Source organism: Methanobrevibacter sp. UBA188, from assembly GCF_905234905.1.
Classification (GTDB): Archaea; Methanobacteriota; Methanobacteria; order Methanobacteriales; family Methanobacteriaceae; genus Methanocatella.
In genome coordinates this window covers 41,144-55,691 of sequence record NZ_CAJOJM010000008.1, presented here as the reverse complement: position 1 = coordinate 55,691, position 14,548 = coordinate 41,144, and the positions used below count along the sequence as shown (strand labels likewise).

Genomic DNA, 14,548 nt, shown 5'->3' with positions numbered 1-14,548 from the left:
CTCCATCAGAAACGATGAAGGTTTACCACTCGAAATGAGAGGACCTAACTATCCTAACTACGCAATGAACGTAGGTCACCAAGGTGAATACGCTGGTATTGCACAAGCACCTCACTCCGCTCGTGGAGACGCTTGGGCTTTCAACCCATTAGTAAAAATCGCATTTGCTGACAAAAACTTAGTCTTTGACTTCAGTAAAGTACGTGAAGAATTTGCTAAAGGTGCATTAAGAGAATTCGAACCTGCTGGTGAAAGAACTGCTATTACCCCAGCAAAATAGATAGAAAAACACATGATAGGTGATTAATTTCACCTATCTACCACTTTATAAAAATCAAGTTTACTTGAAAAATTCCAAAACATTTATATTTGAAGCATATAAAATATAATAATTAGTAATATTGGAAGGTATTTTTTGAGGTTTTTGATTTTGTATGGAACAAAAATCAAGTTTACTTGAAAAATTCTGAAACATCGTATTATTATAATATGGTGGATATTACGATTTCAATGATTTTTGTATGGAACAAAAATCAATTTCACGTTTATTAAATGATCAATTTAATAAAAAATATGGAGGAAAAAAATTATGGACCCTGTAACATTAGGTGTAGTTGCATTAATGGGTGCAGTTGCTACTATCGGAGGGGCTGCAGAGGACTTAGAATCTGATATTGGTTCTCAAAGTAACCCTAACTCCCAAGTTCAACTTGCTCCACAAATGGGACATTTACACCGTATGATAAACAAGGCGGCTTCTGGTGAACCAGTCGCTTATGGTGTTTGGTGTGGTGTCGCTGGTGCTATTGCAGGATTAGTTATGTCTTTAGGTATGATGCCTCTCGTAGCTATTGCAATGGGTGCTTGTGTCGCTGCTTTTGTTCACGCTATTTATACTGTTACATCCCACATGGGAAGGATTGTTGGACAATCCCAATTTGAACAACCATTATTTATGGATGTATTAACTCAATCTTTAGGACCTATTGTAGGTCACGGATTTATAACTAGTTTTTGTATTGTTGGAATTTCTTACTTGATGACCATTCCTATTAATGGTACCCCATTACACGTATTCCCATTACCACTTTTAGCAATGCTTTGGGGTATTGCTCTCGGTGCTATTGGATCTTCAACTGGGGACGTTCATTATGGTGCTGAAAGTGAGTATCAAAAATTCGAATTTGGTGGAGGAACCCCTGTAGCTATTCAAGGGGATATTGTTACTAAAGCTCCATTAGGTGCTAAAAACTCAATGGATGTAGTAAACTTCTGTGCTAAATTTGGTGGACCATTAACTGGTTTCTGTTTCGGTCTCGTTGTATTCTTTAGTTTCTGGAATACAGTAGTATTTGGAGTATATGGTGGTATTATTGTTGGTATTATAATCATTATCTTATTAATTATAATAGATGATAGATTAGAAGTATTTGCAAGAAACCAATATGGACCATATGAGGAAGAATAAGGAGGTTTCGATTATGGATCCAATTACATTAATTTTATTCATCGCTATAGGCGGTATTATGATTGGTGCAGGTGTGCACTTTATTCCTGTAGGAGGAGCTCCTGCGGCTATGGCAACAGCTACTGGTGTAGGTACTGGTACTGCTATGTTAGCTGCTGGTGCTGGTTTAACAGGACTTATTACTGCTGCAACTATGACAGGTGAACCATTCTATATAGTGGGTATAGGTGGTGCAATAGGTGCTATGATTATGATGGGTATTACTATGCTCATTGCAAACTTAATCTACATCTTCGGTGTAGGTATTGTTCCTGCTGCATCTAAAGTACCTGTAGACTGGATTACTAAACGTAATCAAGAAGCTTACAAAACCCCTGGTACTGAAGGTCACGGTGTACCTTTAACCTCATTCATAAGTGGTCTCATTGGAGGTCTCTTCGGTGGTTTTGGTGGTGGATTAGTCTACTACGGAATTTATCAAGCTGTTCAAGACAGTACTTTTGTAACTGACCCTGCTGTAAGTATTGGTTTAGCTGCTATTTTAGGTGTAGGTGTGTTCTTTATTAACTCAGTAATTGCTTCTTATAACATTGGTGGTACCATTGAAGGTATGCACGATCCAAAATTCAAAAGAATTGGAACTGGAGCAATTGCATGTGCTATCGCATCTATTGTTGTCGGAATCTTTTGTATTATTTTAACTGGAGGTATCTAAATGTCTGCTGGTGGAAGTGCTGATGGTGCAGCTGCAGGTGCAGTTAGCTCAACTCATTTATTAATTTTAGGTATTGTCGGTGGATTAATCGGTATTTACTTATCCGGTATGTTAAATGAAACTATTGGTTCATTATTCGGTGCTCTTGGTGCTGTATGCGCTATTGTTTGGGGTGCTGACGCTATTCGTAGAGTAGCAAGTTACGGTTTAGGTACTGGTGTTCCATCTATCGGTTACATGTCTTTATCTGTAGGTGTAATCTCATCTTTAGCAGGTATTAGTTTAGCAACTCTTATCAAAATGCCTTTAATAGGACCTGTTGCAGGTTTAGTTATTGCTATTATCATTGGTGCAATCATTGCTCTTGTCGCAACTAAAATTGTAGGTATGAAAATCCCTATTATGCTCCAATGTACTATTGAAATTGCAGGTGCTGCTTGTTTATCTATTTTAGGATTCTCCGCAGCTATTGCTGGTACTTTTGATATGACTGCAATTTATGAAAATGTTGTTGCAACTGGTTTTATTGCTGTATTATTTATTATGTGTACTATGGCAATCCAACACCCATTCAACGCATGTTTAGGACCTAACGAAGATCAAGTAAGAACCCTCAAATGTGCAGCATCTACTGCATTTTTATCCATGGCTATTACTGGTCTCATGTCTGTCACTACTGGTGGACTCGGTTGGTTCATTGTATTCATCGTTGGTTTAATCGGTTGGATTATCTCATTCAGAGCATTCGTACAAGCTTCATGTAATGATGCAGCTTCAACCAAATGGGCTGGATTATGGCCTAAAGTGGAAAATTAGATTAGGAGGAATTAAATATGGCTCAAATGTTACCTATGGTACAAATTGTACCTGAAATGAATTATGCATATGACCCAGTATCCGGGCTCATAAGTTCATCTTTAGGTTCAGGAATCGTACTCCTATCTATGGATGATGTAAATGAACAAGTAGCAAAAGTGGAATTAGCTGCTGATGAATTGATGGCTTCATTAGATCCATACACAAGTCCTGTTGGTTCTTTCCCTGGAAGGGAAGGTTCTTATGTTACCGCAGGATTATTAACTAACATGGTATATGGATTCTTATTAGCTTCATTTATCATATTTGCTGCATTACCTATATTACAAATATTGGGGGTTTTATAGATGGCTGATAAAAAAGCTCCTGCAGACGGCTGGCCGGTTATCAGTGGAGACTACATTGTCGGTGATCCAGAAAGCCCAGTTGCAGTAACAACTTTAGCTTCTCACATTGAAGCTGAACTTTCTGGTGCAGCTATTGCAGGTCCATGTAAAACAGAAAACTTAGGAATAGAAAAAGTAGTTGCAAACATTATTTCAAACCCTAATATTCGTTTCTTAATATTAGCTGGTGCTGAAGTACAAGGTCACATCACAGGTCAAAGTTTTAAAGCTTTACATGAAAACGGTGCAGATGCTGACAAAAAGAAAATCATCGGTGCAACTGGTGCTATTCCTTTCGTAGAAAATGTTCCTCTCGATGGTGTTGAAAGATTCCAACAACAATTAGAAATTGTTGATTTAATCGACACAGAAGATGTCGGAGCAATTCAATCAAAAATCAATGAATGTGTAGAAAAAGATCCAGGTGCTTTTGAAGAAGAAGCTATGGTTATTTCCGTTGACGATGATGGCGATGACGAAGAAGAAGGAGAAGCAATCAAAGTTGTTTCTGCTGAAACTGCTCTTGTTGAAGCAAGAATTAGGGATATAAACACTAAAATCGACATGGTCGGTGCAGTTCAAAGGAATATGGCTGGTAATTATGCAGGTAAAGTCCAAGGTATAATGATCGGATTAGCTTTTACTTTAATAATTGGAATTTTATTCTTGATTTAAGGAGGAGATGAATATGGTACAAATTTCAAATAAACCAAATATACACGGGATGAAAAACGCAGCAGATGATGCTGAATATAGTTCTAAACTCCTTGCAAGAGAAGGTAAACTATTCGCAGGTTTACTTGCAACTAGATTTAAAGGATTTGCTATTGGTGCTTGCATAGCATTACTTTTTATCGTAATTATTCCTGCACTTGCAAAAGCAATGGGATTATAAGGGGTGTTATTTATGAGTGAAGAAGATAATTCAATACCTCAAGTCATGGTTTCCTCAGATGATTTCAACCAAATTGTTGCAAAATTAGATGACGCAGAAGAAAAAGTTGATTTCACTGTAGGTGAATACTATCAACGTTTAGGCCAACAAAATGGTAGGGATGTTGGTATATTATATGGTATTATAATTGGCTTAATTATTTTAATTGTAGCCATAAAATTTGGTATAACTTCAATGTTATCTGCCTTATTATAGGAGGTTTATATTTATGTTAAGATTTGATAAAGAACAACTCGTCATTGATGTTGCTGGTATGAAAATGGGAGGGCAACCTGGTGAATACCCTACTGTTTTAGCAGGAACAATCTTTTACGGTGGACACAATATTATTAGTGATGAAAAAGAAGGTATCTTTGATAAAGATGCTGCTGAAGAAAGAATTAAAACTATGGAAGAAATGTCCGATGTAACCGGAAACCCTTGTGTTGTACAAACTTTCGGTGCTACTGCAGAAGCTATGGTAAAATACTTAGAATTTGTAGGAGACGTCTGTGACAAACCTTTCCTTATAGATTCAACTGCAGCTGCTGCTAAAATTGCAGGTGTAGAATACGTTCAAGAAGTAGGATTATGCGAAAGAGCTGTTTACAACTCTTTAAGTATGGCTGCTGAACCTGGTGAAATCGAAGCTGTTAAAAACTCAGACATCGACGCATCCATTCTCTTAGGTTTCAACCCAATGAAAGCTGGTGTAGAAGGAAAAATCGAAATCTGGGAAACTGGTGGAGATGTAATTGATCAAGGTATCCTTGAAATGGCTGATGAATGTGGAATTACTAAACCATTCATGGATGTAGCAGTTACTCCATTAGGTCAAGGTGCAGGACCTGCTGTAAGAACTTCCTACGCTGTAAAAGCTAAATGGGGATACCCAGTAGGATCTGGTATTCACAACGTACCATCCGCATGGGATTGGTTAAGAGGATACAAAAAAGAACACAAAGAAGCATGGCCTGTTTGTGATATTGGTTCTAACATTGTTCAACAAATGGCTGGAGGAGACTTCGTTCTCTTTGGACCAATCGAAAACGCAAGACTTGCATTCCCTGCTTGTGGTATGGCAGATATCATGATTGCTGAAGCAGCAAAAGATATCGGTACCGAACCTGTAGAAGAACACCCAATTAACAAATTATTATAAACAATAAGGGTCCCGATTAGATGATTCATTTCATCTAATCCTTTTTTTAATTTTTTTTAACTATTTTTCGTGATTTTTTTAAAGATTTTTTTAATAAAATTTATATTATCTTAAAAAGAGATTATTAATTAACTTTATATTTTGGTGAGGTTGAATAATGTCTTTTTTAAGTAAAATTTTTAATAAAGGTCCTAAACCTATAATTGCCCATTCCAAAGATGGCAATTTGGCTACATTAAAGGCTCAGAGGGCAGGTCCTGCAAGTCCTGGTGCTGTTAAAAAGCCTGATACTTTTTATGTAACTGCTTCTGTTGAATTAGGTAACACCACTACAAAATCTATTGTAATGGCTACTAATTTAAATACTAGTGAATCTTATCTTTTGAATAAAACAGTTAAAATGACTCGTGATATTAGGCCACCTAAACCTTCAGAAGAGGTTTTTGGTAAAACTGTGTGGGGAATTGAACTTTCCAAGGAAGCTGTAACTGACTTAATTAGAGATACTGTTTTGGAATCTCTTAAAAAATGTCAAGTAGATAAGGATGAAGATTTGGATTTTGTTGTTAGATCTACTGGGGTAACTGCAGGTTTTGCAACTGCAGAAGAAGCGGGTCAACTCATTATTGCACTTGCAGATGGTTGTCTTGCAGCAGATATACCTCCTCGTAAGATGTCTCCAGCAATGAGTATTTCTCAACTTCCGGAAAGATTACAGAAACATTCTCTTTTGGAAAATATCATGTTTGATGGGGCTGTTGTAAGTGTTGTTCCTCCTAAAGGTAAAGAAACAGTTGCTAATGAAATGGAAGGTGAACTTGTTACTGCTGGAATTAAATTAGGTGCTAAATGGACTGAAGTTGATTATAGAAACCCTTGTGTTTCTTTAGATTTCGGATCAACATTGGCAGGACGTATTGTTAATGATAATGAACCTTATGCAAATACTGTTGGTAACTTTTTAGGGCTTGCGGGTGTTGTAAGCGATTCTCTTGCTAGAGGATCTGGTCAAATTGATAAGAAAAATGGAGCGGCTTTAGATTTATATGATGAAAAAGCAATGAAAAAAGCTAATCATAAAAAGGCTGAAGCTAATGCGCTTGAGGCTCATAAATTAATTGATATTCGTAAAGTTCCAATGGATGTTCAAAGGTTTGGTACTGTTCCAGTTAATCCGGTTGCTGCAGATAATGCGGGCACTACTTTAATTGGTTGTGATGTTGGTGTTAATGGGGATAAATTACCTGAATTGATGGAATTGGGTGCTCAATTCTATGATGCTGATGGTCTTCCAACCTTACTTTCAACTTTGGATTATGTTAGTACAAACATAGTTAAAAGGGTTTTGGATGTTGCATTTGAAGAAAATGTCATCGTTCCGGGCTCTGCTTTAGGTATTACAGGAAGGGCAGGAATTACTGGTAGAAAACCTGAACTTATTTTACAGGCAGTGCAAGATAAGTTTGAAAATGTAGTGTTTGTTGAAGATGGTCTTGCTCTTGGTTCAGCAATCATGGCTCGTTGTATGAATTCAATGGGTACTCCTAAATTCCCTATTGGAGGAAAACAAGGGGGAAGATGCATTCTTAAAGATCGTATGAAAATGGCTGGCGGTAAATTCGCTTAAATTAATGTGGTTTATCATGATTTATGCAATTTTGATGGCCGGAGGTAGGGGAACTAGACTGAAAGTTCCTTGTGAAAAACCTCTTTTCAAATTACATGATAAACCTTTAATTAAATATGTAATTGATAATGTTAATCAATCTAAATTAATTGATAAATTAATTATTGCAGTCAGTCCCAATACTCTTGAAACAATCGATTACTTGAATTCCCTTGATGATGATTTTCAAATTTTGGATACGTCAGGGGATGATTATTTGACTGACTTGTCATTTATCTTGGATTATTTTGAAAATCAATCCAGTGAAGATATTTTACTTTTTATTAATGCAGATTTGCCATTTATTTCAACAGAAACTATAGACTATGTTTTAAAATATTATTTGAAGTCTGATAAAGATGCTTTGTCAGTTCTTGTTCCTGTTGAGATTTTTGAAGATTTGGGACTTGAATTTACTTATGAATTTAATGGCAATGTGCCTTCAGGCTTAAATGTTTTAAGAAGTATTAATATAGTTCAGGATGAAGACCAGTTAATTATTCCAAAAGCCGAACTGGCTTTAAATATCAATACTATTCCCGATAGCAAAGTTGCTGAAAAATTATACAATCAATATTATGTTTAAATATAATGAAGTTAAATATTTATATAACTAAATTTAATTTTTACTAGGTGAGTTCATGGAAAATAAACAAATTCCAAAAAGAGAAGAAAAATTATGGAGTGAAATTAAAAATTATCAGGTTGCTACCAATAATGCTCGCATCCTTGGTGTTTTGGATGAATTAATTATCAACGAAAAAACCGGTAAAATTGTTGATATTGCTATTAGAGTTGAAAGCGACCGTAATATTCATGTGAAAGGTGCTAAAAGAAATGGTGACTTATTGTTAGTTCCTTTTGCTAAAGTCGAAAAAGTTGGCGAATTTATTATTGTAACTGAATAATTCAGTTATCTCTTTTTTTATTTATTATTATCTTATTTTTAATCTCTTTTTATATATTGTGTTAACTATTTATATTTAGTAGATTAAATTTATATTAGTATAACAAATTCATATTTATTTTTAAGGTGATTATATGTTGCTTGAAATAGAAAATTTAGGCGTTGAGGTGGCTGGTAAAAGAGTTTTAAAAGATATCAACCTTTCAATTGAAGAAGGTGAAACTCATGTTCTTTTAGGACCGAATGGTGCTGGTAAAAGTACTTTATTTTTAACTATTTTAGGTTTTCCACAATATAATGTGGTTCAAGGATCTATTAAATTTAAAGGTCAGGATATTACTAGTTTGACAACTGCTGAAAGAGTAGAATTAGGTATTGGTGTAAGTTTTCAAACTCCTCCATCCATTAGGGGAGTATCAGTAAGAGATTTATTAAAAATAGTTTCTAATCAGGATATGGATGAAGAATTGAATCCTAGGATGCAAGAATTAGCTAAACAACTTAAATTCAGCGATGAATTTTTGGATAGGGATGTTAATTTAGGATTTTCCGGTGGTGAAGTAAAACGTTCTGAAATTTTACAGTTATTGGCTCAAATGCCTGATTTCACTATGTTTGATGAACCGGATTCCGGTGTGGATATAGAAAATGTAGAATTGTTGGCTTCTGAAATAGGAACTTTATTGGATAAAGATAAACCACAACGTTCAAGAAAAAGAAGTGGTCTTTTAATTACTCATTTAGGTTATATTTTAAATTTTGTCAGTGCAGATAAAGCACATGTTTTAATAGATGGGGTAATTTCTTGTTCTGGAAATCCTTCTGAAATTTTAGAAGATATTAGAAAAAATGGTTTTAATGGATGTGTTGAGTGTGCGCAATGTTTATAGTGATGCAGAAAGAGCAAAAGATAAAAAGGCAGCTTTAGGTGCTGATATTACCATTGAAAATTTCACTGATGAAACTGTCAATGCTTTGGATATGATTGATGATTTGGATGATTTGAATAAACAAACCAAAAAAGACCTTTTAAAAGTCGGTGTTGACACTGAAGAAAACAACAGGTCTGGATCATTTTTACAAGTTGACCAAAGTAATATTTTTACCAATAACTCCATGTCTGACTCAATTGAGGTAATGAATATTGGTGTTGCATTGGATAAATACAGTTGGGTTGAAGATTATCTTTGGAATGTTGTCAAACCGGATGCAGATAAGTATACTGCAAAAACTGCACTTCGTGAAGAAAAAGATGGCGTAAAAAGCGGATACTTTGTAAGGTCCCTTCCTGGAACTAAGGAAGTAATGCCGGTTCAGGCTTGCATGTTCATTAGCGATACTGACATTATGCAAACTGCACACAATGTTATTATTGCCGAAGAAAACTCTGAACTACATTTGATTACAGGATGTGCGACAGGCAGTGACATTTCATCTGCAATGCATGTCGGTGTTTCTGAAATGTACTTAAAACCAGGTTCTAAAATAACATTTACTATGGTTCATAATTGGGCTGAAGAAGTGGAAGTACGTCCAAGAACAGGTGTTAAATTAATGGATGATTCAACTTATATTAACAATTATATCTTAACCAGTCCTGTAAGCACTATCCAGTCATTTCCTACTGCATATTGTGATGGTAAAAACTCTAGAGCTATTTTCCAAAGTATACAAGGCGGTAAAAAAGATTCCATTATTGATGTAGGTTCAAGAGTCTTATTGAATGCTGAAGGTGCTAGAGGAGAAGTTATATCAAGAGCTGTTGCTCAGGATGAATCCAAAATATATGCTAGAGGTCATTTGGCTGGAACTGTACCTGATGTTAAAGGTCATTTGGAATGTCACGGATTGGTTTTATCTGATGATAGTTTCATTTATGCGGTTCCTGAATTGGAAGCAAGCTCTGCAAATCTTGAAATGTCTCACGAAGCTGCTGTAGGTAAGATTTCTGAAGATGAAATCAATTATTTAACTTCCAGAGGTATTAAGGAAGAAGATGCTGAATCCATGATTGTTAGAGGATTTTTGAACATGGATATTACAGGGCTTCCTGATGAATTGGCTGAGCAAACTCAGAATATGATTGATATGAGTCTCGATGGAATGTAATTCCATCTAATTTTTCTTTTTTTGTCTTTATTTTTCTTATTTTCGAAAATTTGTTTTATAGTATATAAACTTTTTGGCTTATTTTTCTAAGTAACCTTTATATTAATTATTAATGAAATATATTAATCAGTACATAATGTTATGCTGAGCTAGCTCATTACGTACATAAAATTGTGATTTTAAGGCGTACCTAAACATGTATTCCTTAAAAAAAGATTTTAAAATTTTTTAAAAAACTTTAAAATTGGTTTTGAGAAACAAAAGTTTTTCAAAATTGTAAAAAATATTTTATAGAGGAGGAGAAACTCTATGGCTGATGATGTAAAAATTGTAATGTTTTGTTGCAACTGGTGTTCCTATGGAGGAGCAGACACAGCAGGTACTGCAAGGATGCAATACCCACCGAATATTAGAGTTATTCGTGTAATGTGTTCTGGAAGAATTGACCCACAATTTGTTTTAAAAGCATTCCAAGAAGGTGCTGATGGGGTATTTGTAGCTGGATGTCACATGGGTGACTGCCACTATGATGCTGGTAACTACAAATTAGATCGTAGAATGAGATTAATTTATAGATTAGTCGAAGATATGGGAATTGGAAAAGAAAGAGTTCACCACGATTGGATTTCTGCATCCGAAGGTGAAAAATTCTCTGAATCTGTTAAAATGATGGTTAACAGAATCAAAGAATTAGGTCCAGCTCCATTAAAAGAACAATTAGATGCTGAAAGATAAATTGGAGGAGTTTAATATGGCAGATAAAGTTAAAATAGGAACTATGTGGTTAGGCGGATGTTCCGGTTGCCACTTATCCATTGCGGATTTCCACGAATCCTTAATTGATGTAATGGAATTTGCAGATTTTGAATTTTCCCCTGTGCTCATGGATACTAAATATGATGAAGTACCAGATTTAGATATCATTATTGTCGAAGGTGGAATCAGAAACGATGAAAACAGAGAATTAGCTGAAATGTTAAATGAAAAAGCTAACATGGTAATTTGTTACGGAACTTGTTCATGTTACGGTGGTATTCCAGGTCTTGGAAACTTATGGACTGTTGAAGAATTAGAACAAGAAGCATACATTAACTCAGTATCTACTGTAAACCCTGATGGAATTATTCCTAACGAAGATGTACCTCATCTCGAAAGCAGAGTAAGACCATTAAGTGAATGTATGGACATTGATTTAATGATTCCAGGTTGCCCACCTCGTTCAGATGTTGTAGCAGAAGCTATTTTAACATTATTAAGAGGAGAAACTATCGAATTACCTTCAACTAACCTTTGTGAAGTATGTCCTAGAGAAAAACCACCTGCTGGTTTAGCTATGGACTTCATTAAAAGACAATTTGAATTAGGAGCTCCTGAACCAGATTTATGTTTAATTACCCAAGGTTTAGTATGTATGGGTCCTGCAACTGTATCCTTATGTGGTGCAGAATGTCCTTCCATTGGTATCCAATGTAGAGGATGTTACGGTCCTACTGCTAAAGTATTAGATCAAGGAGCAAAAATGATCAGTGCGATTGCATCTGACTACGGTGTAAACGAAGATAAAACTGTAGATCCTGAAACTGTCGCAGATCAATTAGATGATATTGTAGGTACATTCTATACTTACACATTAGCTGCAGCTTTAGTACCTATGAAAATGCAGAAAGGAGGAGAATAAAATGGTTAAACTTACTATGGAGCCTGTTACTCGTATTGAAGGACACGCTAAAATTACCGTACATCTTGACGATGCAGGAAATGTAGAAGAAACAAGATTACACGTTATGGAATTCAGAGGATTCGAAAAATTCTTAACTGGTCGTCCTGTTGAAGAATTAGCAAGAATCGTACCAAGAATCTGTGGTATTTGTGATGTACAACACCACTTAGCAGCTGCTAAAGCAGTTGACCAAATCTTTGGTTTTGATGATTACGAAATCTTACCTGCTGCTTACAGAATGAGAGAAATTATGAACTGGGGTTCATACATGCACTCCCACGCACTTCATTTCTACTTCTTAGCTGCACCAGATTTAATCATTCCTAACGGAACCAGAAAAACTAGAAATGTTTTCCAAGTAATTAAAGACATGCCTGAAGTTGCACTTCAAGCTATTAACATCAGAAGAAACGGATTAGAAATGGTTAGAAAAATAGGTGGTCGTCCTATTCACCCTACTTCATCCACTCCTGGTGGTATCTCTACTGAATTAGATGCTGATACTCAAAAAGATTTACTCGAAAGAGCTAAACAAAATGTAGAATTAGCACAAGCTACTTTAGACTTAGCTATTCCAGTATTTGAAGAAAACATTGACTTAATCTCTTCATTAGGTAACTTCGGTGACACTAGACACTGTGGTACTGTAAAACCTGACGGAACTTGGGATGTATATAATGGTAACATTAGATTCAAAGACAAAGATGGAAGCGACATGTTCGAATACAGAAACGAAGAGTACACTGACTATGTTGCAGAACACGTAAAACCTTACTCCTGGTTAAAATTCCCTTACATTAAAGAAATGGGATACCCAGAAGGTATTTACAGAGTTGCACCATTATCCAGGATTAATGTTTGTGACCAAATGCCTAAAGAAGCACCTCTCGCACAAGAAGCTCTTAAAGCTTTCCGTGATGCTTTCGGATATGCTCAAGCACCATTATTATTCAACTATGCAAGACTCATTGAGTTATTAGCATCTGCTGAATGTGCTGCTGCAGCATTAGAAGAAGATTTATCTGGTCAAAAATTCCCAGATGAATTAGAAAGAACTGAAGGTAAAGGTGTAGGTATTGTAGAAGCACCTCGTGGTACTTTAATCCACCATTACGAATCTGATGATAATGGATTATGTAATTACGCTAACATTGTTGTAGCTACAATCCAAAACAACCCAGCTATGGAAATGGGTATTCACCAAGTTGCTAAAGATTACATCAAACCTGGTGTAGAAGTAGATGACAGTATTTTCAACTTAATGGAAATGGTTATCAGAGCTTACGATCCATGTTTATCTTGTGCTACCCACTCAATGGATAGTCAAATGAGATTAGCTGAAGTAGATATTGTAGACAGTGAAGGAAACCTCATTAAAAAATTCTAAATTTAAGGGGGTTTTTATAAATGATAGTATTTAATGAAGATGGCTGTATAAAATGTGGTGCTTGTGAAGGTACTTGCCCTACATCAGCTATTGAGGTAACACCTAGCTCTATTATTCACTGTGATACTTGTGGTGAAGAACCAAAATGTGCTGACGTTTGTCCACAAGGTGCATTAAAAGTTGAAGATTATGAAGTTACTGAAGGAGTAACTCAAAAAAGATTAGTATTCAACTCTGTATTATGTGACTCCTGTGGTAAATGTGAAGAAGTTTGCCCACAAGAAACAATTAAAGTTACTGGTGAAAAATTAAAAGAAGTTGAAGGATTCTGTGTAATGTGTCAAAAATGTGTTGACATTTGTCCTGTTGATGTAATTGGAATTCCTGGTGTAAAAGAACCTGTAGAATGTGATTTAGATCTCAATGGAAAAGGTCCTGTTTACATCAAAGATTGTGTTGGATGTGGAACTTGTGTAGAACCTTGTCCTGTAAGTGCAATCACTCTTGAAGAAGTTGGAAGTCCTGTTACTGTAAACGATGACTGTATTAGATGTGGTTTATGTTCACAAACCTGTCCTTGGAATGCAATATTCATTGCTGAAAAAATACCAGTCAAACGTTCCAAAGAAATCAAATCTTTCACTTTCGATTCCGCTAAATGTATCGGTTGTAACACCTGTGTAGAAGCATGTCCTGGTGATTTCATTGCTGCTAACAGTGCTAGCTTAACAGTAGCAATTCCTAGCGTATGTGCTGCATGTGGTTTATGTGTAAAACTTTGTCCTGTTGATGCATTAGAAATTGATGTAGAATGGGGTGAAGGTGCACCTGTTGATGCAGAAGGTATCGGAAGAGATGTAGAAAAATGTGATTTCATTGGTGCATGTGCTAACAAATGTCCTACTGAAGCTATCCGTGTAGTTACCAAAACTGGTATGTCCTGCCCAGCTTTAGTAGAAACTGATGCTGAACCATCTTTCACTAGTTGTATTAGATGTGGAGCTTGTGCTTCAGTTTGTTCTAACGATGCATTAAAAGTTGAACAATACGAAGTAACTATTGATGGTGAACCTGTAACCAGAGATAGGATTTCATTCAACCCATCTAAATGTGACCAATGTGGTGACTGTATCGACGCATGTCCATACGATATGCTTCATAAAACAGATAATCCTAAATTACCAATTGCAGGATTCTGTACTTTATGTGGTCAATGTATGGAAGCATGTCCAGAAGACGCATTATGTTATAAATAGGTGTGAAAACACACCTTTTTTA

17 protein-coding genes and 1 pseudogene are annotated in these 14,548 nt (G+C 35.7%); all 18 read left to right on the top strand.

Features of this window, described 5'->3' with window-relative positions; translation table 11 throughout:
• Positions 1 to 280 (top strand): annotated as a pseudogene (locus tag QZ143_RS02925) (methyl-coenzyme M reductase subunit alpha); the annotation flags it as partial.
• Positions 281 to 589: 309 nt separating this feature from the next.
• Positions 590 to 1,468, top strand: a complete 879-nt coding sequence (gene mtrE, locus QZ143_RS02920) for a tetrahydromethanopterin S-methyltransferase subunit E (protein WP_292606069.1) — start codon at positions 590 to 592, stop codon at positions 1,466 to 1,468.
• Positions 1,469 to 1,481: 13 nt separating this feature from the next.
• The gene (gene mtrD, locus QZ143_RS02915; protein ID WP_292606071.1) at positions 1,482 to 2,183 is read left to right on the top strand and encodes a tetrahydromethanopterin S-methyltransferase subunit D; all 702 of its coding nucleotides are present in this window, start codon (positions 1,482 to 1,484) and stop codon (positions 2,181 to 2,183) included.
• Entirely contained in the window at positions 2,184 to 2,999 is an 816-nt protein-coding gene (gene mtrC, locus QZ143_RS02910; protein ID WP_292606073.1) for a tetrahydromethanopterin S-methyltransferase subunit C, read from the top strand.
• 17 nt (positions 3,000 to 3,016) lie between these two features.
• Positions 3,017 to 3,346, top strand: a complete 330-nt coding sequence (locus tag QZ143_RS02905) for a tetrahydromethanopterin S-methyltransferase subunit B (RefSeq protein WP_292606075.1) — start codon at positions 3,017 to 3,019, stop codon at positions 3,344 to 3,346.
• Positions 3,347 to 4,060 (top strand): tetrahydromethanopterin S-methyltransferase subunit A, encoded by a 714-nt coding sequence (mtrA, locus tag QZ143_RS02900; RefSeq protein WP_292606078.1) that lies wholly within the window; start codon positions 3,347 to 3,349, stop codon positions 4,058 to 4,060.
• A gap of 13 nt (positions 4,061 to 4,073) precedes the next feature.
• A complete protein-coding gene (locus QZ143_RS02895; protein WP_296851901.1) occupies positions 4,074 to 4,280 on the top strand; it encodes a tetrahydromethanopterin S-methyltransferase subunit F in 207 nt (68 codons plus the stop codon).
• A gap of 12 nt (positions 4,281 to 4,292) precedes the next feature.
• Positions 4,293 to 4,535 (top strand): tetrahydromethanopterin S-methyltransferase subunit G, encoded by a 243-nt coding sequence (mtrG, locus tag QZ143_RS02890; RefSeq protein ID WP_292606082.1) that lies wholly within the window; start codon positions 4,293 to 4,295, stop codon positions 4,533 to 4,535.
• A gap of 13 nt (positions 4,536 to 4,548) precedes the next feature.
• Positions 4,549 to 5,481, top strand: a complete 933-nt coding sequence (mtrH, locus tag QZ143_RS02885) for a tetrahydromethanopterin S-methyltransferase subunit H (RefSeq protein WP_292881032.1) — start codon at positions 4,549 to 4,551, stop codon at positions 5,479 to 5,481.
• Between the two features lie 157 nt (positions 5,482 to 5,638).
• The gene (locus QZ143_RS02880) at positions 5,639 to 7,108 is read left to right on the top strand and encodes a methanogenesis marker 14 protein (protein WP_292606086.1); all 1,470 of its coding nucleotides are present in this window, start codon (positions 5,639 to 5,641) and stop codon (positions 7,106 to 7,108) included.
• A gap of 16 nt (positions 7,109 to 7,124) precedes the next feature.
• Positions 7,125 to 7,733: an NTP transferase domain-containing protein gene (locus QZ143_RS02875; RefSeq protein ID WP_292606088.1), complete on the top strand. Its 609-nt coding sequence runs from the start codon at positions 7,125 to 7,127 to the stop codon at positions 7,731 to 7,733.
• Positions 7,734 to 7,788: 55 nt separating this feature from the next.
• Entirely contained in the window at positions 7,789 to 8,055 is a 267-nt protein-coding gene (locus QZ143_RS02870; RefSeq protein WP_292606090.1) for a PRC-barrel domain-containing protein, read from the top strand.
• Between the two features lie 133 nt (positions 8,056 to 8,188).
• On the top strand, positions 8,189 to 8,944 hold the full coding sequence (locus QZ143_RS02865; RefSeq protein ID WP_292606092.1) for an ABC transporter ATP-binding protein: 756 nt from the start codon (positions 8,189 to 8,191) through the stop codon (positions 8,942 to 8,944).
• Complete coding sequence (locus QZ143_RS02860) at positions 8,913 to 10,163, top strand: SufD family Fe-S cluster assembly protein (protein ID WP_292881038.1); 1,251 nt, start codon at positions 8,913 to 8,915, stop codon at positions 10,161 to 10,163. The genes QZ143_RS02865 and QZ143_RS02860 overlap by 32 nt, the downstream gene beginning before the upstream one ends.
• A gap of 309 nt (positions 10,164 to 10,472) precedes the next feature.
• Positions 10,473 to 10,898, top strand: a complete 426-nt coding sequence (locus QZ143_RS02855) for a hydrogenase iron-sulfur subunit (protein ID WP_292881029.1) — start codon at positions 10,473 to 10,475, stop codon at positions 10,896 to 10,898.
• A gap of 16 nt (positions 10,899 to 10,914) precedes the next feature.
• Positions 10,915 to 11,841, top strand: a complete 927-nt coding sequence (locus tag QZ143_RS02850; protein WP_292606098.1) for a F420-nonreducing hydrogenase — start codon at positions 10,915 to 10,917, stop codon at positions 11,839 to 11,841.
• 1 nt (position 11,842) lies between these two features.
• Positions 11,843 to 13,270, top strand: coding sequence for a Ni/Fe hydrogenase subunit alpha (locus tag QZ143_RS02845; RefSeq protein WP_292881026.1), 1,428 nt, complete (start codon positions 11,843 to 11,845; stop codon positions 13,268 to 13,270).
• 20 nt (positions 13,271 to 13,290) lie between these two features.
• Positions 13,291 to 14,526 (top strand): 4Fe-4S binding protein, encoded by a 1,236-nt coding sequence (locus QZ143_RS02840; RefSeq protein ID WP_292881024.1) that lies wholly within the window; start codon positions 13,291 to 13,293, stop codon positions 14,524 to 14,526.
• The last annotated feature ends 22 nt before the right edge of the window (positions 14,527 to 14,548 follow it).